At 46.8% G+C, this 22,195-nt stretch carries 17 protein-coding genes; 7 read left to right on the forward strand and 10 right to left on the reverse strand.

Going from position 1 to position 22,195, the window contains the following annotated elements; all coding sequences use genetic code 11:
* The first annotated feature begins 58 nt into the window (after positions 1–58).
* The 3 genes from ACO1PK_RS05365 to ACO1PK_RS05375 are packed head-to-tail and all read left to right on the forward strand — an operon-like array spanning position 59 to position 3,032.
* Complete coding sequence (locus ACO1PK_RS05365; protein WP_423187644.1) at positions 59–937, forward strand: BadF/BadG/BcrA/BcrD ATPase family protein; 879 nt, start codon at positions 59–61, stop codon at positions 935–937.
* Positions 934–1,854, forward strand: coding sequence for an N-acetylmuramic acid 6-phosphate etherase (gene murQ / locus ACO1PK_RS05370; RefSeq protein WP_423187645.1), 921 nt, complete (start codon positions 934–936; stop codon positions 1,852–1,854). The genes ACO1PK_RS05365 and murQ overlap by 4 nt, the downstream gene beginning before the upstream one ends.
* The gene (locus ACO1PK_RS05375; RefSeq protein WP_423187646.1) at positions 1,851–3,032 is read left to right on the forward strand and encodes an exo-beta-N-acetylmuramidase NamZ family protein; all 1,182 of its coding nucleotides are present in this window, start codon (positions 1,851–1,853) and stop codon (positions 3,030–3,032) included. Before murQ ends, ACO1PK_RS05375 begins: the two co-directional genes overlap by 4 nt.
* Before the next feature lie 27 nt (positions 3,033–3,059).
* Here the strand turns inward: ACO1PK_RS05375 and ACO1PK_RS05380 are convergent, their stop codons facing one another.
* The gene (locus ACO1PK_RS05380) at positions 3,060–3,929 is read right to left on the reverse strand and encodes a copper resistance protein NlpE N-terminal domain-containing protein (protein ID WP_423187647.1); all 870 of its coding nucleotides are present in this window, start codon (positions 3,927–3,929) and stop codon (positions 3,060–3,062) included.
* A gap of 260 nt (positions 3,930–4,189) precedes the next feature.
* Between ACO1PK_RS05380 and ACO1PK_RS05385 the strand changes: the two genes are divergently transcribed.
* The 3 genes from ACO1PK_RS05385 (at position 4,190) to ACO1PK_RS05395 (ending at position 8,108) form a co-directional block, all read left to right on the forward strand.
* Positions 4,190–5,827 carry a methyl-accepting chemotaxis protein gene (locus tag ACO1PK_RS05385; protein ID WP_423187648.1) on the forward strand — a complete coding sequence of 546 codons (1,638 nt, stop codon included), beginning with the start codon at positions 4,190–4,192 and terminating at the stop codon, positions 5,825–5,827.
* Between the two features lie 136 nt (positions 5,828–5,963).
* Positions 5,964–6,581: a TetR family transcriptional regulator gene (locus tag ACO1PK_RS05390; RefSeq protein ID WP_423187649.1), complete on the forward strand. Its 618-nt coding sequence runs from the start codon at positions 5,964–5,966 to the stop codon at positions 6,579–6,581.
* A gap of 336 nt (positions 6,582–6,917) precedes the next feature.
* Positions 6,918–8,108: a serine hydrolase domain-containing protein gene (locus tag ACO1PK_RS05395; RefSeq protein ID WP_423187650.1), complete on the forward strand. Its 1,191-nt coding sequence runs from the start codon at positions 6,918–6,920 to the stop codon at positions 8,106–8,108.
* Here ACO1PK_RS05395 and ACO1PK_RS05400 read toward each other — a convergent pair.
* The 4 genes from ACO1PK_RS05400 to ACO1PK_RS05415 all read right to left on the reverse strand — a co-directional run bounded on the left by ACO1PK_RS05400 (position 8,105) and on the right by ACO1PK_RS05415 (position 13,222).
* Positions 8,105–8,320: a YfhL family 4Fe-4S dicluster ferredoxin gene (locus ACO1PK_RS05400; RefSeq protein ID WP_423187651.1), complete on the reverse strand. Its 216-nt coding sequence runs from the start codon at positions 8,318–8,320 to the stop codon at positions 8,105–8,107. The genes ACO1PK_RS05395 and ACO1PK_RS05400 overlap by 4 nt on opposite strands.
* Positions 8,304–9,635, reverse strand: coding sequence for a tRNA 5-hydroxyuridine modification protein YegQ (yegQ, locus tag ACO1PK_RS05405; RefSeq protein ID WP_423187652.1), 1,332 nt, complete (start codon positions 9,633–9,635; stop codon positions 8,304–8,306). The genes ACO1PK_RS05400 and yegQ overlap by 17 nt, the downstream gene beginning before the upstream one ends.
* Positions 9,636–9,862: 227 nt before the next feature.
* On the reverse strand, positions 9,863–11,224 hold the full coding sequence (gene hemN, locus ACO1PK_RS05410) for an oxygen-independent coproporphyrinogen III oxidase (protein ID WP_423187653.1): 1,362 nt from the start codon (positions 11,222–11,224) through the stop codon (positions 9,863–9,865).
* A 93-nt stretch (positions 11,225–11,317) separates the two neighbouring features.
* On the reverse strand, positions 11,318–13,222 hold the full coding sequence (locus tag ACO1PK_RS05415; RefSeq protein WP_423187654.1) for an esterase/lipase family protein: 1,905 nt from the start codon (positions 13,220–13,222) through the stop codon (positions 11,318–11,320).
* 197 nt (positions 13,223–13,419) lie between these two features.
* Here ACO1PK_RS05415 and ACO1PK_RS05420 point away from each other — a divergent pair, with 197 nt between their 5' ends.
* On the forward strand, positions 13,420–14,619 hold the full coding sequence (locus ACO1PK_RS05420) for a diguanylate cyclase (RefSeq protein WP_423187655.1): 1,200 nt from the start codon (positions 13,420–13,422) through the stop codon (positions 14,617–14,619).
* Between the two features lie 12 nt (positions 14,620–14,631).
* On the opposite strand, the gene ACO1PK_RS05425 is transcribed toward ACO1PK_RS05420, so the two are convergent.
* From ACO1PK_RS05425 to ACO1PK_RS05445, 5 genes are all read right to left on the reverse strand, one after another.
* The gene (locus tag ACO1PK_RS05425) at positions 14,632–16,734 is read right to left on the reverse strand and encodes a putative bifunctional diguanylate cyclase/phosphodiesterase (RefSeq protein WP_423187656.1); all 2,103 of its coding nucleotides are present in this window, start codon (positions 16,732–16,734) and stop codon (positions 14,632–14,634) included.
* 366 nt (positions 16,735–17,100) lie between these two features.
* The gene (locus ACO1PK_RS05430; protein ID WP_423187657.1) at positions 17,101–18,423 is read right to left on the reverse strand and encodes a PepSY-associated TM helix domain-containing protein; all 1,323 of its coding nucleotides are present in this window, start codon (positions 18,421–18,423) and stop codon (positions 17,101–17,103) included.
* 63 nt (positions 18,424–18,486) lie between these two features.
* A complete protein-coding gene (locus ACO1PK_RS05435) occupies positions 18,487–20,598 on the reverse strand; it encodes a TonB-dependent siderophore receptor (RefSeq protein WP_423187658.1) in 2,112 nt (703 codons plus the stop codon).
* Between the two features lie 167 nt (positions 20,599–20,765).
* Positions 20,766–21,326, reverse strand: a complete 561-nt coding sequence (locus ACO1PK_RS05440) for a hydrolase TatD (protein ID WP_423187659.1) — start codon at positions 21,324–21,326, stop codon at positions 20,766–20,768.
* Between the two features lie 18 nt (positions 21,327–21,344).
* Complete coding sequence (locus tag ACO1PK_RS05445) at positions 21,345–22,160, reverse strand: HDOD domain-containing protein (protein WP_423187660.1); 816 nt, start codon at positions 22,158–22,160, stop codon at positions 21,345–21,347.
* Between the last annotated feature and the right edge of the window lie 35 nt (positions 22,161–22,195).

A 22,195-nucleotide genomic window follows, 5' to 3' on the forward strand; every position in this document is an offset into this window, starting at 1 on the left:
GTTTGCAACTGTTTTTGCTTCTGACAAAGTGGGCAGTTAACAGGCCACAGGAGGCTTTATGCAATATTTGTTAGCCATTGATGGCGGTGGCACCAAAACACTTGGCTTATTATATTGCCAAACCACAGGCAAACGCTGGCAAGGCGCGGCGGGGCCTGCGCAACTAACGAATGACTTTACGGCTGCAGTGCAAAACGTCCGAGGCTTATGCATTGAATTATGCCAACAGGCGGGGATCACTAGCCAGCAAGTCACTGCGGTACTGGGTTTGGCAGGCGCCAGCAATCCAAAATTACATCATGATTTTAGCCAGGTACTAGGCTTGCCCTTTGCCGCTTGGCAACTGACCACCGATGCGCAGACGTCACTGTATGGCGCTAACTTAGGTAGCCCTGTTGCTGTAGTAGCTGTTGGCACCGGTTCTGTGGCGATGCGCTTGCTGCCCAATGGGCAAGAGCAACAAGTAGGTGGCTGGGGCTTTAATATTGGTGATGAAGGTGGCGGTGCTTGGCTAGGCCAACAATTGGTGCGCCAGCTACTTTGGCAAATGGATTGGCAAACGCCACTTAGCCCACTGTTTCAAGCGGTAAGTCAACATTGTGGTAAGGATAGCGATGCTATCTTACCTTGGCTAAAACAGGCTAAACCGGCTGACTATGCCGCGCTCGCGCCTTTGGTTTACCAGTTCGATGAACCCGCCGCGAAACAGCTGCAAGCGCAACAAGCCAAAGCGATTTCTGAACTGGCGTTATGTTGCCTGAATCAGCAACCCTTGCCCTTGGTGTTAATGGGAGGGCTAGCAGAAGCCTGCTTAAGCTTATTAGACCCCGCTCTGCAATCGCAGTTACAGACCGCCAAAGGTGATGCACTTGCAGGTGGTTTGGTACTGGCAGCAAAACTGGCACAGAGTTCAGCGTTAAAACGAGTGGCACCATGAATACCGAACAGCTTGTGCAACAACTGGCGAGCCTGTCTACCGAAGCACGTAACCCCGCCAGTCAGCAGCTGGATAGGCTAACCACCTTAGAGCTGGTGCAGTTGATCAATCAAGCCGATCAACATATCGCTAGCCGTTTAAACAGTGCCTTGCCGGCTATCGCGGTGGCAGTTGAGCATATTGTCAGCGCCTTTGCCGCCGGCGGGCGTTTGATCTATCTAGGCGCGGGCACCAGTGGCCGTTTGGGTATCTTAGATGCGGTTGAATGTCCGCCAACTTTTAGTGTGCCCAGTTCGCAGGTTGTTGGGTTAATCGCAGGCGGCAACAACGCTATGTTTAAAGCAGTTGAGGGCGCGGAAGATAATGCCGCGCTGGGCGCTGCTGATTTACAGAATATACAATTAGACCATCGGGATCTTGTGGTGGGGATCGCCGCCAGTGGTCGCACGCCTTATGTACTGGGTGCCCTTGCCTATGCCAAAACACAAGGGGTGACCACAGTCGGTATTAGTTGTAACGCTGATACCCCAGTGTTACATCACGCCGATATTGCCATTTGTGCCGATGTGGGCCCCGAAGTGCTCACAGGCTCAACGCGCATGAAAGCCGGCACAGCGCAAAAAATGATCCTGAATATGCTAAGCACCGCAGCCATGGTGCGCAGTGGTAAGGTCTATCAAAACCTGATGGTCGATTTACACGCGAGTAACGAAAAATTGGTGGCGCGGGCGGTGCGTATTGTTATGCAAGCTACAGACTGTGATCTCGCCACCGCACAGGTCGCCTTGGAACAAAGCAAAATGCGCGCTAAACTTGCCATATTGCATCTGTTAAGCGGTCAATCGATCACTGACTGTGAGCAACAGTTACAACAACAGCAAGGTTTTGTGAGTCGAGCATTGGAGGCTTTACGATGAAATACCTGTGGTTTTTGGTTTGCAGCTTAGTGTTTAGTCTTGCTGCTGCAGAACCCGCGCCAAGCTTGCGAACGGGTGCTGAGCAACTTGAAAAATATCTGCCGTTACTTACCGATAAACGCGTTGGCTTGTTAGTTAACCAAACCTCGCGAATTGGCGATCAGCATTTAGTTGATGTGTTACTTAAACATAATGTGAAAGTCACAGCCATTTTTGCGCCTGAGCATGGCTTCCGCGGTAATCATGATGCCGGCGCGAAAGTAGACCATCAAATAGATGAACAAACCGGCATCCCGATTTTGTCTATGTATGGCGCTAGCAAAAAGCCTAGCGCGGCACAAATGCAACAGCTAGATCTGGTGATCTTTGATATCCAAGATGTCGGGGTACGTTTTTACACCTACATTAGCTCTATGCATTATATGATGGCGGCCGCCGCAGAGTTTTCAGTGCCGATGCTGATCTTAGATCGGCCTAATCCCAATGGGGCTTATGTCGATGGTCCAGTTCTGGATCTGGCATTTCAATCTTTTGTTGGCATGCATCCTATTCCGCTACTGCATGGCATGACCGTGGGCGAACTGGCGTTAATGATTAAAGGCGAAGGCTGGATCGAAAACGCCAATCAACTTGCCTTAACCGTGATCCCCGTCGCGAATTATCGACGGGAACAGCCCTATGACTTGCCGGTGCCACCTAGTCCGAATTTACCCAATCAACAAGCGGTCAAGCTGTACCCCTCGCTAGGCTTTTTTGAAGCCACGCCTTTAAGTATTGGTCGCGGCACGCCTTTCCCATTCCAAGTGATTGGTTTTGATAAGTTCGCTTTAGCTGATTTTAACTTTATGCCGGTAAGTACGCCGGGCGCAGCGTTAAATCCCCCCTTAATGAACCAACAAGTGCATGGTGAGGATTTACGACACGTTAAGGCCGGCGGTTTAACTTTAGGGTATTTAATGAAATGGCAGCAGTTGTTTCGGCATAACGCCCGCGATATCTTCACTGCGCCAGACTTTTTAGACAAATTGGCAGGCACAGACACCTTTCGCAAGCAGCTTGAATTGGGGTTTAGTGAAGCCGCTATGAGACAAAGCTGGCAAGCTGATTTAGAGCGTTTTCGGCAACAACGGCTACCTTATCTGCTTTACCCTGATTATGTGCCAGCAACAACGCCCTGAGCATGGCGATTGCTCAGGGCGCGACCATTATTTTTTAATGCTGAACCTTGCCAACGGCGCCATGCGCGCTTTATTTAAACTTAAGGTTTGCTCCCCTAAACTGTAATTATCTGCCAGCGCCAGTTGTGCTAAAAATTGCTGCTCTAATTGCATTTGCGGCTCTGGACAAGCGCGCATCGTCACCGCCATCTGTCCTAAGCGTAACCGATGCTGTGCTAACCCCCAACTACCAGAAAACTGATTACAACCAGCGTTACCATAAACGCGACCATCCGCAGCAAAATGCACAAAGGCCCCACTATTTTCAGCGAGGGTATCGCCTAACAACTCAGTTAAGTGCCAATCAATGCCAGTGAAGCCGGCAATCTCAGCCGCTTCGGGCTGCTCGGGAGTAGCTTGCTTGGCTAAACGATACTGCTCTGCTAAAGGCCCCGTAATCAGCTCACGACTCGAATCTAGCTGACGCAAACCGTTTTCTTCTACGCGGAAGTAAATAGGATCTGCATTGGTAGCATCCAGTTGGATGGTTCGACCTTGTGCATCCCAATGAAAGTTACCGACTTGTTCAAAACGATTATCTGGCGCTTTGCCTAAATACACCGAAACCAGTTGATAGCGTCCATCTTGGTGCAGGGTTAAGCGTGTGTCGATACCTTCGCAACTGGCACAAGGTAACACCCCATGATAAACCCCGTCCCAATCCAACGCATTTTGGCTAGTATCAGCCAAAGGTAAGGTACTGGACTCCGTTGCCGCCACAGTGACTGACTCGGGCGCGGGAGAACATGCAGAGATTAGTAAGCCACCGCATACCGCAAGTGGCAGCAGTTTAAACAACGCTGTTTGCTCAGCGCGAGATGGCTTCGCTTCGGCTTGCCGTTTTTTTCCTAAAAACATAGTTTGCTCCTGCTTATCGCTTAATGAAAGATCGTGTCACCTAGCCTAGTGCTTGGTGAGTAAAGCATAGATTAACCCTGTACGCTTTAACAGCGACTGAATAAGCGCAACGGCATAGCAGCTAGAAACTTGTTTTAACACAAGCTAAATCATTTTAGTCTTAAGTATAATATGATTAAATTTAACTGCATGACATACTGTAAGTGTTCTAACTGAGCACCTTCAACACATCACTCAGCTCATAACAAGGTTAACCCTTTATGCAAGTCAACTCTCAAGCTAGCATTGTTACTAAACCACCCTTTTCAGTTGGCAAGAAACTGACACTCAGTTTCAGCAGCTTAGCACTATTAATGCTGTTGGTTGCCTTTATTGTGGAACTGGCACAAAGTACCATGGATCAGGCTAGAGCGGCGGCGAATCAAAAACGCACCACCGCTATTTTGCAATTAGAGCGGGAAATTGATCATTTAGTCTGGGTCAATCAATTGTCCAATAGCTTGCTGTTTAACACCCCTTTTAACGGACAGTTAGATCATACACAGTGTGCTTTTGGTAAGTGGTACTATGAATTTACCAAAAGTGAATTGTTCCAAAATAGCTCGCCAACATTGCAACAAGCCATCATCGCCATGGAGCAGCCCCATAGTGAGCTTCATGCCAGCGCTAAACAAATAGTTCAGGTAGAACACTCAACAGCCTTGACGCTTTATCAGCAAACCACCTTACCCGTTCTAGCAACGCTTAGACAGCAGCTAACACAGGCCAGAATGGCTTTAGAAGAAGAAAGACGTTTAGTCTTATCTGCAGCAGAAAAAACCAACACGCTGGCGAGTTTTATTGTTTGGTCAGCCATGGTGTTATCCATCCTTGCGGCTTTAGGATTTGCTTGGCTATTACGTAAAGTGATTGCCGAACCGATGAAACTCCTTACCGAACGCACAACACAAATTGCCGCAGGAGATTTATCAGGCAAAGCGTTAGTGATTACCAATCGAGATGAAATAGGTCTTGCTGCACAGGCATTTAATCAAATGCAACAGCAGTTACAGCAACTCATCAGAAATTTAAGCCAAAGCGCTGATCATGTTGCCAGCCATGCTATTCAAGTCTCTGACATTACCGCCGCAACAGATGCCGACCTGCAACGACAGGCCGCAGAGGTCGATCAACTGGCTACCGCCATGAACCAAATGGCCGCAACGATTGGGGAGGTTGCGAAGCATGCGCAAAATACCTCTGAGGCGACCAGTCATTCAGAACAGCAGGCTGAACATGGACAGTTAATTGTACAAAAAGTCATTAATGCTATTGGCGAGATTGCCAAAGAAGTCACACAAGCTTCCAATACGATTCAAACGGTAAAACAAGAAAGTTTGAATATCGGTACCATTTTAGACACTATTCAAAGCATTGCCGAACAAACGAACTTATTAGCACTGAATGCGGCGATTGAAGCGGCTCGCGCAGGTGAACAAGGTCGAGGTTTTGCGGTAGTCGCTGACGAAGTAAGAACCTTGGCTGCTCGGACACAAAAATCCACTACCGAGATCAAAGCGTTAATTGAACGGCTGCAACAAAGCGCGGCGACAGCCGTGCACACCATGGATTCAGGGGTAAGTCGAGCGAATCAAGGCGTAGAGCTTGCAGATAATGCCGAACAAGCCCTAACTGAAATCATGCAATCGGTTACCGCTATTGCCGATATGACCATGCAAATCGCCAGTGCAACCGAAGAGCAAAGCGTAGTTGTACAAGAGATGGACAAAAATCTATTAAAAGTAAACAACCTAACCTTGCAAACCAAACAACGTTCGGAACAAGCAGATAGCACCTCTGCTGAACTCAGTGTGATGGCACAGCAATTACAAAGTTATAGTAAACAGTTTCGTACCTAGCTAATTCAAGCCAAACCTATTAACAAAATGGCCGCAACTGCGGTCTTTTTGTTAATTAATAGCTTTGTTTGCGTAATCGTTGCTATCCGTATAGCATGCTAGACTTAGGTTAGAAGCGATTAAATAATAAGAAGTTATGGCACGTAAAACAAAACTTGAAGCAGAAGCCACCCGCGAACAGCTACTCGACGCCGCTGAGGAAATGTTTTATCAGCATGGTGTTTCCCGTACCACACTAGAAAAAATTGCCTGCGCTGCCGGATTGACGCGTGGTGCAATTTATTGGCATTTTGAAAATAAATCAGCCCTATTTAGCGCTATGCTAGAGCGGATTCGCTTACCTTTTCAGCAAATGCTTAGTGAATTAGATGAACAACCGCAAGGCGATCCACTGGCGCAACTCAGAGATCATCTGATCCGCTCTTTACTGCTTATTGCCAATAGCGAGCGACTGCACCGAGTCTTATCCATTATCTTCCATCGCTGTGAATATATGGACGAACTTAACCCAGCCGTGTCTAAGCAAGAAGAACTCGATCGTGCTGCCATGGCAGTTATAAGCCGCGCCCTACAACGTGCCAAAGTACAGGGCTTGCTGCAAGATAATATCGATCCTGAGCTTACTGCTTGCGCCATTCATGCCTATCTTGGCGGTTTGATCCGAAAGCATTTATTGCAGCCCGATTGTTGTGATTTAACCAAAGCAGCCGCCTTTGTTGATGTGATGTTGCAAGGCATAAAAAAACCAGTCTAACGCGGCAGCATTAGACTGGCAAAGGTACAAAAGATCCAACGCAATAAAAGTCATCAAACACGGTTTACCCTAGTCAGATAGCCTTCAGCTGTTGGACCTCCAATATACATACACGACTGTATGCTATCAAGTGAGTTCACTTGAATAACGTTGAATTGTAGTTTCTGCTAGGTGAACACCCCCGCGACTTCGCTTCGCTCATTTCATAAAGTTTTCGCGGCAGATAATCATAACTGACCAACATAATCAGCTGCGCGCTATTGCCAATAAAACCCATTGCAAAGTAGTCTAACGCTACGTTAGTTTTAGTTGAAACAGGGTTTCTCGGATTTACCTATGAAAAAGTGGTTACTTATTATTGCCAGCGTCATCCTGATTGCCGCGCTGATTGGCTGGTTTAGCCTTGATAAACATCTTCGGGTGCTGATCCTAAACCCACCCAAAGATGAAAATGTGCTGTTTTGGAGTACGGAGCAACGCGATGCCGGTTTTCGCTTAATTGACCAACTCGATATGTTGCCAAAAGCCACTATTAAAGCAGCTGACAGCAGTGTCGCACTGCCGCAGGGCCAACCCTTGACGCTCGACGCATCTTGGCTGGATGAGGCAATGCAGACTCAACGGATTGCTGGCTTAGTGGTCTTACAAAATGGCGAAGTACGCTTAGAGCGCTATGGGCTAGACTTTAGCGCTGAGGATAAATGGACTAGTTTTTCGGTGGCGAAATCTTTTACCTCCACCCTGGTTGGCGCCGCCCTGAAAGACGGTTTTATTAGTAGTTTGGACGATCCAGTTAGTCAGTATATTACCGAGATGCAAGGCAGCAATTATGATGATGTCACCATCGCCCAACTGTTAACCATGACCTCAGGTATCCAATGGAACGAAGACTACGCTGATCCAAACTCAGACGTCTCTAAGTTTAATTTTCATCAGCCAGAACCTGGCATGGATGTAACCGCCAGTTATATGCGTACCCTCGCCCGCGCCCATCCGCCAGGCACGACCTACTGGTACAGCACCGGCGAAACCAATCTGATTGGTTTATTGGTCAGCCGCGCCACTCAGCAGCCCTTAGCCAGTTACCTGTCTGAGAAGATTTGGTCAAAGCTAGGGGCTGAACACGATGCGAGTTGGGTGTTAGGCCCAACCGGCCATGAGATCAGCGGATGTTGTATTCAAGCAAGCACGCGTGATTTTGCGCGTTTTGGCCAGTTTATTTTGAATGGTGCCAAGGTCAATGGCGAAAGCATCGTCCCGGCGGATTGGTTTAGTAAAGCCACTACCGCCCAGGTTAACACTAACCTTGCAGAGTTTGCTTATGGTTACCAGTGGTGGATTAAAGGCGATGGCAGCTTCCAAGGCCGTGGCATTTTTGGTCAAGGGATCTTTATCGATCCGGCCAGAAACTTAGTCATTGCCGTTAATGGCAATTGGCCAGTGGCCTCGCATCGCGACTGGGTGGCACAGCGGCAAGCGCTTTATCGCACCATCCAACAGGCGATAGATCACGAACAGGGGCGCTAAGCGCTATATTCATCAAGGCCTTCGGCTACTAAGATCACACAGTCAATTGGGCAGACCTCGATACAGGTGGGCTTGTCATAGTAGCCAAGGCACTCCGTACAAAGTACGGGGTCAACTTCATAATGGCGTGCGCCCATGCTAATGGCCTCGTTCGGGCACTCTGGAACGCACATATCACAATTTATACAGCTGATCTCAATTAGCGCAGGCATCGAGCTTAACTTCTTTGGCTAACACATCTGCTGCACTTACCGCCGGTAGCTGCTTTAATAGCATGGCAAAGTGTAACGACATGGTTTTCGGTAGCAGCACTCTCAACTGATAACAGGCACCCGGTGCCAGCACCAAAGCGTTATCTTGCTTATCGCGCAGTGCCTGCAAGGTAAAGTTGAAATTACCGCTAGGTGACATCAAGACTAAGTTATCCCCCACAGCAAACTGGTTTTTAACCTCTAGCAAGGCAAAGCCTTCACTATCTTGCTCGCCAATAAACTCGCCGACCAATAATTGCTCGCCAATACTATGGCTGGTGGCATAGTTTTGTGTTTCTTGGGGTTTATGCCGACGTAAAAACCCTTCGGTAAAGCCACGGTTTGCCATACCTTCAAGCTCTTGTAATAAAGTGGCATCAAAGGCTTTACCTGCAGCCGCATCATCTATCGCCTGCCGATACACTTGCGCTGTGCGCGCTACATAATAAGGTGACTTGGTTCTCCCCTCAATTTTCAGCGAATGAACCCCCATGGCGGTTAACGCTGGGACATGCTCTACCGCACGTAAATCTTTAGAATTAAGAATGTAGGTGCCATGCAGATCTTCATCAATACTCATTAATTCACCCGGACGCCCCTGCTCTTCAATTAACGCCGGTGTACTGATGGGTTTAAACTGCCCGACCTCATCTTCTGTGGCCGCATGCACTTGATAAGGCCAACGACAGGCATTGGTGCAGGTGCCCTGATTCGGATCGCGTTTGTTGATATAGCCAGATAATAAACAGCGGCCCGAATAGGCCATACATAAGGCGCCATGCACAAAAACTTCTAACTCCATGGCAGGCACTTCGCGGCGGATCTCGGCAATTTCTTCTACCGACAATTCACGCGATAAAATCACCCGCTCCACGCCCTGACTTTGCCAAAACTTAACCGCTGCCCAATTGACGGTATTCGCCTGTACCGATAGGTGCAGCGCTACCTCAGGAAAATGCTGCCGCAGTAAAAATACCACCCCAGGATCGGACACAATAAAGGCATCCGGCTGTAACGCTACCACCGGCGCCATGTCCTGCACAAAGGTTGTCAGCTTACTGTTATGCGGGGCAATATTCACCACCACATAAAAACGCTTACCCAAAGCATGCGCTTCATTAATGCCAGTTGCTAGCGCCGCTAAGTCAAACTCATTATTGCGCACCCTTAAGCTATATCGGGGCTGACCGGCGTACACCGCATCTGCGCCATACGCAAAAGCAAGCCGCATGGCTTTTAAACTGCCCGCAGGGGAAAGTAATTCGGGTTTGTACATAATATTACTCATAGCAGTGTGGTTTGCAGCGCCAAGGCAAGCAGCCCAACACCTAAATACGCCTAAATTAAAGCGGGCAATTTTAAGGAATTGCCACATTAATCTTTTGATCCAGCGCAACAGAATGCGTTGCTGGAGACTTTTTGGCGGGTTTATAACAACACTTACTGCAAAAGTAAGGTACCTTAACGCCAGCGGCGCTCTAGTCGCTGGCGTTTACTATCGTGTTACACGACCTTGGAATAACGTTGTTGCCCTTGCTGCAGGTAAGCATCAAAACAAGCACAAATACTGCGTACCCAGAGTCGGCCACGTTCGGTTACCTGCAGCTTATACGCATCTACCTCGACCAAACCATCTTCAATAAAGGGTTGCAGTTGCGCAAAGGACGTTGCGAAGTACTGCCAAAACTCGGCTAACTGCCACTGTTCACTAAAGCCTGCTATATCTAACGTAAAGTGACAAATCAGTTGGCTGATTAAGGCTGCCCGTAGCCGATCATCGGCATTAAGTGTAAAACTACGCTCTACCGGTAAATGCCCCTTTGCCAAGGCCGTGCTATAGTCTGCAACCTCCTTACTGTTTTGCCACAACACGCCTTGCACTTGGCTGATGCTAGAGACACCTAACCCAAGCAGTGCATCCTGCCCCGCGGTGGTGTACCCCTGAAAATTACGCTGCAATTTACCGGCTTGTTGCGCCGTGGCAAGCGCATCGGTGGGTTTTGCAAAATGGTCCATACCAATAAATTGGTAGCCGGCGGCCACAAACTGGTTAATCGCCAGCTGCATTAATGCCAGCTTTTCTGGCGCCTTGGGTAAGCTACTCTCTGGAATTTTGCGCTGCGCGGCAAAACGTTCGGGTAAATGTGCATAACTAAATAGTGAAATACGATCAGGATCTAGCCGGATAATTTCCGCCACAGTCTCTGCAAAACTCGCCGCATGTTGATAAGGTAAGCCATAGATTAAATCTAAATTCACCGAACTAAACCCGAGTTCACGGCAAAGTGTTACCTGATGTCGAATCAAGGCCGTATCTTGCACACGATTAATGGCAATTTGCACCTTCTCGTCTAAATCTTGCACGCCAAAACTCACTCGGTTAAAGCCCAGCTGTTTCAAGTGCCTTAGCTTTTCGTCACTACAACTACGTGGGTCAATTTCGATACTCAGCTCAGCGGTGGGTAACAACGTAAAATACTGGCGCAATAATGCCATCAACCGGGTTAATTGCGCCTCTGTTAAAAAGGTAGGAGTGCCGCCGCCTAAATGCACCAGATTAATCGTTTTTTGTTGTAGTAGGGGGTGATACATGGCCATTTCTTGCGCCAGTGCATCTAAATAAGCATCGGCTTTGTGCTGCTGGCGTGTCACCATTTTATTGCAACCGCAGTAATAACATAGCTTATGACAAAAAGGGATGTGTAAATATAAACTTAACTCAGAACCCGCCTCGGCTAAGGCATGGGCAATAGCGGCATGCTCGAACCCACTTTGCAGCGCCAAGGCGGTAGGATAAGAGGTATAACGTGGCCCATTAATATTGTACTTAGCCACTAAGGCCGCATCCCAACTCAGCTTTTGCATTTGTTACCCTTACCTGCACCTAATCTGGCGCGCAGTATAAAATGCTTAAAGCGTCGCTGCCTTGATCTGTCGCAAGCTTGTCAGGTTACCTGCTTAAGGCAGTTCAGTGAGGTGCTGATAAAGAATCCGGCGTAACTCCAAAATAGCAGCAGATGTTTCCTGCACACTATGGCATGAGCGAATCACCATTTCCGATTCAGCACCCTCTAAATGCGCACTTAAATAGGGTACAACACCATCCGATTGTTTGACCACGGGAGCCTGCGGATTCTCGACCCCAATAATCGAATGGTATTTCACTTTAGGGTAAATCGGTAACGCAATAGCGGCACGAATAAAGCTGTCATGTTCGCTTAGGTTATCAATGCTGGTAAAGCGCACTTTGGGTGGCGCAATCTCTTGCTCAGGATCTAGCACTACTTCGGTAAATTGATGCACCTTCTCCAGCACCTTAACGGGCAGCGTAATCAAGCCCGCCAGCCAGCGCGCTAAGCGATAATCGGCAACATCAGTGCCACGATGCGGTGCGGCAATAAACACCGCGCGTGTCACCCCTGGTAAACTATGGATGCTTAACTCTGCACTAAAACGCTCGGCTAAGCGTCTTTTGCGTTTTGGATCTAATTGCAATAACTCGCTCAAACGATCTAAAAAAGTGCCATCATCTTCCGAGACCAATAAACGGGCTAACAGCCCTCCCATACTGTGGCCGATAATCACCATATCATCCGAGGCAGCATGGGTACCGTCAGGATCGACCGCTTGCAAGGTGGCTAACACCGTTTCTCTTATGCTTTGTAAATTAATAATCAGCGGCAGGTTGGTCGGATAATACAACTGCCAAATTTGATAACGCTCACGAAGCGCCGCATCACCCAATACTTCATTCGCAGTATTAACCCAGGCTTCTGGGCTACTGGCAATGCCATGTAACATCAAAATAATTTTGCGGTTAGGATCATAAGGCTGCAACATAAAAATATGAGGCGTTTGTAAAGCACTGGCCGAGCCCATCAAATTACGCAATGCTTGCCGCGAGAAATCAGAGCGAGCTAACCATAAGCCGTAACCGGCGGTAAAATTAGCCGCTAACGGCACCTGTGCCACACTGCTTTGAAACGCGGCTTGCTGTAACGGGTCTAATAACGCTAAGGTCACACTCTGACTCTGTAGCAGCTCCGCTAAGGTATTCGCATTAAAGGCTAGCAAGGCAGTCACTACGGGGGTTGGTAACATGCTATACACAGCATCATTATCCGCAGGCGTAGCGGCTACTGCCACCAGCTCTGCCCCTAAACCATCTCGGCGGAATTGATTTCGGATACCATTAAACGACATAGCCGCAGCAGGTAATAACTGGGAAGGCAGCCGCTCTGGGTGATAACGCTGATGTTGAAAATGCGTCTCGATCTGCCAATTGGCAATCTGGTAACGGCCGTCTTGCTGTTGCACCTGCTGCTGTTGTTCAAATAACAGCACGGCTACTTGCTGCACGGCAAAATTATAGTAGTCTCTAACCTGAGTTTGCCGATCTTCAAACACCCGTTGCGTTGGGGCCACACCGGAGAAAAATAAATAGGCATAGGCATAACGGGCGCTCATCAGATAGGCATTAATTTCATCGCCCCCGCCTTGGAGTGGTCTTTTACCCAGCGCTAACGCATGGTACATCCAAAGCTCTGACATGGCGGATAAACGCTGAGGCGTATTTAAGCCAATGGCAGTATGCAGCATCTCCGCACATTCTGCAGCACGACTTTCACAGGCGCCGGGCTCTTGACCGAGAATTTGTAATACCACCAAACTGTATTGGCTTAGCTCACCGGTGGTTAACACATCGCCTCGCCGCTGTTTTACAAAGTCACGACTATCGACATTGGAGACCGACACCATCGCACAGCCAGACAACCAGGCTAAGCCGATTAGTACACAATACCAGCGCCAAAGGTTGAGGGTGGTAAAGTTTATCTTGTAAACAGATGGGAGTAATTGGCTCACTGCGATCCCTGCCATATTGGCTTAATAAAGAAACACCCCCATCTTAGCAGCCCCCTACAGGGAATGCATCATGCCAGCCGTTGCTGCCAAGTCAAAAATCGCAGAGAAAGGCAAAGACTTGCTTGGCTCAAGCTGTTCCTCTATTCTGCACCCAGATAAAACACTTTTTACCCAGACTGCAGCCAATTGAGGTCAATGTGCCACTGATTATTCTGTCTCCTGTTTTTTTACTGATTGCTGCTGCGTGCTTTGTACCTGAACATCCTCTCTTTTCCTTACTGCCTTTTCCGGAAACTACCTATCTGGCACTCGCAGCGCTGGCATTATTGGCGCTGCTGATGCGACAAACCGACTGGATTTATTGGCTCACCTTATTAGCTAGCTGTTATGCGGCCCTGCAATATCAGCTTGCCCAGCTGCCAGATAGCGCAGATCCTCATACCGCCAATGTCGCGATGCCATTACTGGTATCAGTGATTATGTTGCTGCTGGCATTAAGCCCCAAACCGTTACTCACGAAACCTAAGGGACTGTTGCTGCTGCTCACTGGCCCTGCGCTTATATTGTTGGGAATTGCCTTACCGCTAGATCAATGGTTACTGCAAGCGCAACTCCCTGCTGTCGTCTGGCAACCCTTAGTTGGCAGCGCATCTCTCACTGGGCTGCATGCGTGGTTTTACGCCATCATCGCCGGCATTTGGTTGATTGCCATTAATTTAAAACCACCGCATCCCGCTTTGTGGGGGCAATTTGCTGTCTGGTTAGCCACCCTTGCCAGCTTGGCGTTTAGCGATTCCCCCGCTCTGTCTGGCTGGAATGTGGTCGCGGCATCCTTAGCGATTTTACTCACCCTTGCCTTTCAGATGCTGCATTTAGCTTATATTGATGAGCTAACGCAACTACCGCAACGCCGCGCACTGATGGCGCATTTGAACCGCTTAGGCCGAAAAAGCGCAGTCTGTATGCTGGATGTGGACCACTTTAAAAAGTTTAACGATACCTATGGCCATGATGTGGGCGATCAGGTGTTAAAATTACTAGGCAGTATTTTAAGTAAAATCAAAGGCCTGAGTGCTTATCGCTATGGTGGAGAAGAATTTACCTTGGTGTTTGGGCACAACAATACTGCGGTATTAGCGGAAAAACTGGAAGAAGTTAGGCTGGCGGTTGCCGAGTATCCCTTGGTGATCCGTAACAGCGATCGCCCCAATGAGACAGACACAGGCAAACACCTGCGCGGCCAAAGCCGTGCCGAACAGACTGTAAATATTACGATAAGTTTAGGCTGCTGTATTAAGCAAAAGGACGAAACACCACTGCAACTCTTAAAACGAGCAGACGAAGCCTTGTATGCTGCGAAAAAAGCCGGGCGTAATACGGTCGTGCTGAAAACCTAATCTAAAAATAGTTTACGTAAGCAAAGCACGACAATGTTGTTGGATAAAATCATCAGCTGCCAATGGCTTACTAAAATAAAACCCTTGATACAGAAAACACCCCAACTCGGCTAAAGCATCACGCTGAGCTTGGGTTTCCACCCCCTCGGCGATCACTTCAAGCCCCAATGCTTTCGATAGTGCAATAATGGTACTGGCAATAGCCGCATCATTAGGATCATGCAGCAGATCATGGATAAAGCTACGATCAATTTTCAGCAAGGCTAAAGGCAAACGCTTTAAATAACTTAGCGACGAATAGCCCGTACCAAAATCATCCAATGCAAAAGTGACCCCATAATATTGCAGCTTATGCATTTTGGTCACCACCTCTGCGACGCGCGATACTAAAATACTCTCGGTCAACTCAAACTGCAAAGCATGACATAGCTTACGGTAACGCATTAAGGTACTAATGACCTGCGGTAAAAAGCCGTCGTGATGAAACTGGCGGGCACTGATGTTAATCGACAATTTCAATTGCAACTCCGGCATCTGTTCATGCCATAATGCCAGCTGCTGACATGCTTGCTCTAACACCCAACTACCGATTTCACTAATTAATCCACTGTCTTCAGCAATCGGAATAAATACCGCAGGATTAATAGCACCTAGCTCAGGATGAAACCAACGTAACAGGACTTCTGCGCCGATTAAGCTCCCCTGCTGATCATGTAACCCCTGAAAATAGAGCTGCAACTGCTGTTTACTAATAGCTTGGCGTAAAGCACTTTCTAACTGCGTTCTGCTTGAAGCCCGTTCCTGCATGGAGACATCAAATAAACATATTTGATTTTTGCCAGCCGCTTTCGCTTGATACATGGCTAAATCAGCTTGCTGCAATAACTCATCAATCGAATTATTAGCATTTGAAAACAAGGTAATGCCAATACTCGGACTACTCACATAACGTAAATCCGTTAGGGTAAAGGGCTGATTTAAAACAAAACGGATCTTTTCGGCGATGGCCTTGGCTTGTTGAATCGCTGCAGGCAGATCCGCAGAAAGATGAGAGAGCAATATAATAAATTCATCGCCGCCAAGTCGAGCTACCGTATCCACCTGTCGAACATTTTGTTCTAAACGCGTTGCCACCTGCCGTAATAATTGATCGCCAGTACCGTGTCCTAAGGAGTCGTTTAAATGTTTAAAATTATCTAAATCAATATACAGAACAGCACCTTGATTTAAATGCTGTTTACAGCTATCTAAAGCTTGAGATAAGCGTTGTTTTAACAAGCGCCGGTTGGGCAACTGTGTTAAAGGATCGTAGAACGCCAACTGTTCAATCAATAATTCCGCGCGCTTACGCTCCGATAAATCTCGGATCATACCAATAAATTTATAACTTTCGGCTTGCTCAATACGGGCAATCCTTAACTCTATTGGAAATATCCGGCCATTTTTGTGCTGTGCATAAGTCTCACGACTGGTGCCAATCACCCGTGGCTCACCTGTCGCATGGTAACGTTGCATATAGCGATCATGCGCACTGCGATCAGGCTCAGGCATTAGAATTGAGATATTTTTGCCAACAACCTCGGCCGCTTGATAACCAAAGATCTTAGTCGCCGCCTGACTAAAGGTCGCAATAAGCCCGGATTGATCGATGGTGATAATGGCATCCAGAATATTATCAACAATCTCCCGATGCTGACTGGCATATTCCGCTAACGCTAACTCATGCTGTTTCATGGCGGTAATATCGTTGATATAACCATGCCATAACAGACTATTTTCTTGATAGAAACTTGGCGTAGCATGCCCCTCAAACCAGCAATACTGCCCCGCTGGGTGCTGATAACGAAATTGTAAACGCCAGGGCACACCATGTTTGGCCGAATGTGCAAAGCTCTGCTGTAAAGCGGTTTGATCATCGGCGTGAACTCTAGCTAGTGCCTGCTTAGCTTGCTCCTGCACTGGCAAACCTAACGCCTGAGCGGCGTTATCCGATAACATTAATAAGTTATAACGCCCTGTAGCGGCAAGGTGCAGCTGAAAAAAGAAACCGGGAACATTAGCGGAAAACTTATTAAGTAACTGTTTAAGCTCGTCTTGGTGAGTCAGCAACATCATTAACCCCACCCTTTAAGCTGTAAAACTAACGGCTTAGATTGCGTAACCAGTAATTTTTTTTGCATGAAGCCTCTTGCTGACAGAAAAGTGCCACTTCAAAATAACCACACTTAAATCATGGTTATAGTGAACTTTAGCAGTACGTCAGTCAAGAGTATAAAAATTGCACCAGCCGATTTTTACTTATTAAAACAATTAAAATCATAAAGTTATAAATTTATAGCTTGATTTTTTTTCACACTAACTTGCGTTAAATCAAATAATACTAATGCAGTAGAGGACTCTATATAATTCAGCAATCCGCCATTCAATGAAATTGGAAAGCATCAATCGTCACAACACAAGGTGTTTGACGCTAAACTTAGGCTACGCTGATTGACGCCTTGCATATATTAAATTTAGTATCTTATAAAACCAGAAACTCACAATAGCCGAGGTAACCAATACCCACCCCACTAAGAAATAGCCTGTGGCCTTCGGCAAGTCAGGCAAATTGCCAGCAACACCATGTTGCAACATAGCATTGTAACCAGCAAAAATACTGGCCACGATCATAATAATGCTGACAAAGGTCGCAAAAATTAACGTGCGGCGAAAACTTAACTGCTGCCGCCTACTCTGAACTCTTTTAAGGTACATGTAGCTGCCAGACAATGCCATAAATGACAATAGTAAGCCAAAGACAAACCAAATAACCTTACTGATTAAACCACCAAAATCGCCAAAGTGGAGTGGATCTGCCGTATCAGATAACCGCCAATATAATGATAGATCTGTTACGTTTTGATCATATATCACTTGACCAGTAACGGGGTTTAAATACACCTTGTTAGCGCGATCTCGTACCAGTAGATGCTTATCTTGCCCATGCACTTCTAAATACTCATTTGCGAAACTTATCGTGGTTATCGCCAAATCAGGTCTTGCTTTTTGCGCAAGCTGTATCAAGGTTGCAAGTGGCAAACTTGCTGTAGACGAAGGGGCTAATTCAGGTAATGCCCTTACAGCATAATCACCATGCCCTACCAAAGTCACTTTGCCATCTATGGCATGGCTACGAAACGCTTCATATAAATACCAAACGCTGGTTAAGGCTATAAGCAAAGCAAACCATAAACTCCATACCCCAATCACCTTATGAAGACTAGCCATATTGGCGCGTCGTTGTGCCCCCCAGCTTAAAGTGAAAAACTTAGTCCACCAGCTGCGATAAACATACAACGCAGTCAGCGTGGAAATTAGCAAGGGTATTGCGAGCAAGAAAACCAAGTAAGCTGCAAAGGTACGGTTAACTGCTCCAAATAGCGCGCGATGAAAATCTCGGAAAAAGCGTTGAATATTGAAATAGCTACTGTCTCCAACGATATCGCCAGAGACCGGATCAACATAAATATGTCGCCATTGACCTTGAGGCGTTTCCACTACCACATCATAGTTAAAGCCTGATTGCAGCGGTACACGAGCAAACGCAATCTGATCTTCTTTTCTGCGACTCGCCACAATTTCATAAGCCTCGGCTAAAGATATCTGCGGACTCGCGGTGCTTTGCGCACGGATGGCAGGATTAGTTAACCAATCCAGTTCATGTGACAGAGTGGCAAATGCACCACTCCAACAGATCACAAAAAGCAGTAAACCGGTCCAGACACCCGTTAAACTATGCAAATTGAACCATTGTTTAGCCGTCATAGTTTGACCTTTAATACTTATAACAACGCACTTACAACGAATGGTAAGTGCGTTTAAAGCACCTTAGAAACGGTAACTAAAGGTGAGACTAGCTGAGCGCGGATCTCCAGGGAAGATTCGGCCAAAATTATAACCACCTGTCCAATGCACTTCGTCAGTAATATTCCGTACTTGTAACGCGGCATCCCAATTTGCCGCTTTATAATACAACGCGGCATTAAACAAGCGGTAAGAAGGTAATAACAGTGCTTCTTCAAAAGTCGTCCGCTCACCAACATAGGTCATTCCAGCACCTGCTGACCAGATATCGGTAAAACGATACTTTGCCCATAAGGTAGCGCTATGTTTTGGTGCGCCCTCTTTGGCTTTTCCGACCAATGTGGGATTGGTGTCTTCGGTAATCTTGGCGCGATTAAAAGCATAATTTGCGACTATTTGTAGCTGCTCGCTTAATTGACCACTTAGTTCAAATTCAATCCCGCGAGCACGCTCTTGCCCACGCTGCCGATATTTATCAAACCCATCATTGGCGGCTTCAGTGGCGACATCATCGTATAAAATAATATTATTTTTAGTGATTTCGTAGGCAGAGATCGTCAATAACACCTTGTCATCAAATTGCTTGGTTTTGAACCCAAATTCTTTTAACTCACTGTCCTGAGGATCAAAAGGCCCGCCACTTTGTGGGTTGTTCGAGAACAAATCTTGTGGTTCGAAACCGGTCAACCACGTCGCATAAAGACTTGAATCTTCAGATAATCGATAAATTACGCCCACTCTTGGCAGCAAAGCATTATCCTTAGCACCAAAGCCATCAGAATCAACAATGTCGTATTGCTCACTGCGTATACTTGCTAAAACAGACCAATCTCCTAAATCCATCTGATTCTGTAAATAGTAACCGGTACTTTTAAAGTCACCACCCCAGGGGGCATCTGTAATTAGCGCATAACTTGCAGGATCACGAGGTCGATATTCGGGCTGTAAAATATCGAACGTGGCTACGTTATTGGCTCGTACTTGTGCTGAATGGTATGAGCGATCGACATAATCGATACCTACTACTAGGTTGTGACTGATTCCTGCAAGTTGGAAGGTACCATTAAGATAGGCAGACATATTATCTACACTAGCCGATTCATCACGATCAACATAGAGCAAGTTAATCACCGAGTCTGAACCAGTAACATAGTTGCGGATTCGATGCTCCACCAACCTCTGGTCATAATCCTGATGCATATAGTTGGCAACTACAGTCCAGCCATCGATGAGCTGATGATCAATAGCAACACTCGTTGTTAATGATTCAGTATCCATAATATCGCCAGGTTGTGTCACCGCAACCTTAATCGGCACAAGTCCTAGCGAAGCAGCATTTCGCACATTGGGTTGGCCACGATCTAAGATCCCTTGGGTATCGCTATACACCAGCTCAACATTTACTTTGGTTTTATCGCTTACAATCCAAGTCACACTTGGTGAGGCCAACAGACTTTCATTAAAGATTTGATCTCGGAAAGAATCAGCATCTTCATAGCCTAAGTTAAAGCGATACAGCAAGGTCGCATCGGCAGTAGCAGGTCCTGTTGTATCTAAAGCGATATAGCGGTCGTTATAGCTGCCATAGCGTGCACTTAATTCATTACGACGCTCCGCTAAAGGTTTTTTCGTGACGATATTCACGGTACCACCAGGGCTTGCAGCACCAAAGATAGCGGATGCAGGACCCTTGATGACTTCTACACGTTCGACATGTGAGATCACCGATTGTGACCAAAAGTCGTTATAGGTGCGCATACCATTAACGCGTCGATCGTCAGAGTTACGGAAACCACGGATAGTAATATCGTTGTAGACAGAAAACTCGTTCACACCACTGACAAATGGCGCAATATCATTTAGCCGCATGATGGCTTGATCTTTAATTACTTCTTTAGTAACGGCGCTAATTGACTGCGGAATATCCAAGATATCAGCAGCAACTTTCGTAGCAGAATAACTATACTCAGAAAAGTTTTTACCGGTAAAACGCCCAAGCACTTCAATCGTTTCGACATATTCTTTAGCTTCAGGTTCAGACTCAACCTTGGCTGCGTTACTGGTTGGAGCATCAGCAATAGCCATACCGCAAGACAAAAAAGCCAAACTCATCGCTGTTAACTTAAAATGACGCATAGCTACTCCTTAAAAAAAATAGCAATGATAATGAGATTTATTCTCATAGTCAATAAAAGTTCAGTTACAAATTACTGCTTGTTTAGCGCAGCGAATAGGTCGCTAAGAGCTACTTTAGAATATGCTATAAATACGCATCCGCGATGAGAAACTCGCGCGAGCCTAGCTCACGCGCGTAGTTCAGCGGCATGTTTTACGGGGGCATAGGCAAAGCAAGTTACCAGTAAACCCGCCTCGGCGGCGGCATGAATAAATTGACAAACCTCGCTAAAACCGTATTGTTGCGAAGCTACGATTTGCTGATAAGCGGGCGGATTAGTGGCGGGTAAAAAAATCTCCAGCTTTTCCACACCCAGCTCAACTAACTGTTGGCATAATTCGGCTTGCTGCGCAGCAGCTACTAAACCATAAGTCACCAAGGTTACCGGTACCCCATGGCGCTGCGCTTTAAACGCCGGCAAGACCTCGGCTAACCGATCAAGGTGCAATAAAGGATCGCCATAACCTGCAAAGGCGATACCCTGTAACTCAAATTCGGTAGAGGCATGCTGCTCATAACCGTCTTGATAGGCTTGTTCAATAACAGTTAACAGTTCAACCGTCGTGGGGTTTGGGGTCAATCTGTGTGCCAGTTCGGTCTGCCCCGCTAACACTAATAACGACTTAGCAGCGGGTAACATATTACCCAGTTGCAACGTCAGACGTTGTTGTTGCAGATAACTTAGCATACAGAAGCCCCTCTTTGTTTAACTTAGCATCTCATCAATACCAGCATCTAAGTCGGGCATTTCTGCAATATATTTATAGGTATCTTCTAATTTTAACTGTAACGCATGCGCCAGTTTTACTGGGAAGAGTTCGTGACGGCCCTCTTTTACTGCATTTTCATGCTCAAGCAAGTAACGACCAAACATAATCAAGGCGGCATAGGGATCAAGTTTGCCGTTATAAACTGGGGTATATTGATGTTCAATCGCTAAAGCAATGGCTTCGGGGAAATGCCAAAAACGCGCGAGTTCAGCGCCCGCTTGGGTAAAATCAAAACCCAGATGCTTCATCTCAGTTTCACGACGTCGATTCCCCAGTGCCACTTCCTGCTCAATCAGCGTTGCCTGCTCCGGTTTAACAATATGGATAAGATACTCGCCAATACCATGTAATAACCCACAGGTATAGGCCATTTCGGCATCGACGCCTGGCAGTAACTTAGCCATATATTTACAGCGGTTAGCCATGCGGAAGGAGTAACGCCAATAAGCATTTAAATCAAAACCGGGGATCGGCTTAAAACTACCGGATAAACTTAAGGAAAGTACCAAGGTACGTAAAGTATCAGTCCCGAGTACCAGTACGGCATCTTTTACTGAGCCAATCTTGCGGTTACCACCGAATTTGGCTGAATTAGCTAGGCGTAACACCTTGGCCGTAATAGCGAGATCATTTGCCAGTAACGCTGCAAGTCGCTCACCATTCACACTATTACTTTCAAACCCAGCCATAAGCTCCTGCAAAACTTTTGGCACTGAGGGTAAATTGCTTGCCTTAGCAATAAGTTCGCGCATAGATCATTCCTTCGTGTTGTTATTGTTTTTTAAGC

It is taken from the genome of Alishewanella sp. d11 (genome assembly GCF_049390205.1).
Classification (GTDB): Bacteria; Pseudomonadota; Gammaproteobacteria; order Enterobacterales; family Alteromonadaceae; genus Alishewanella.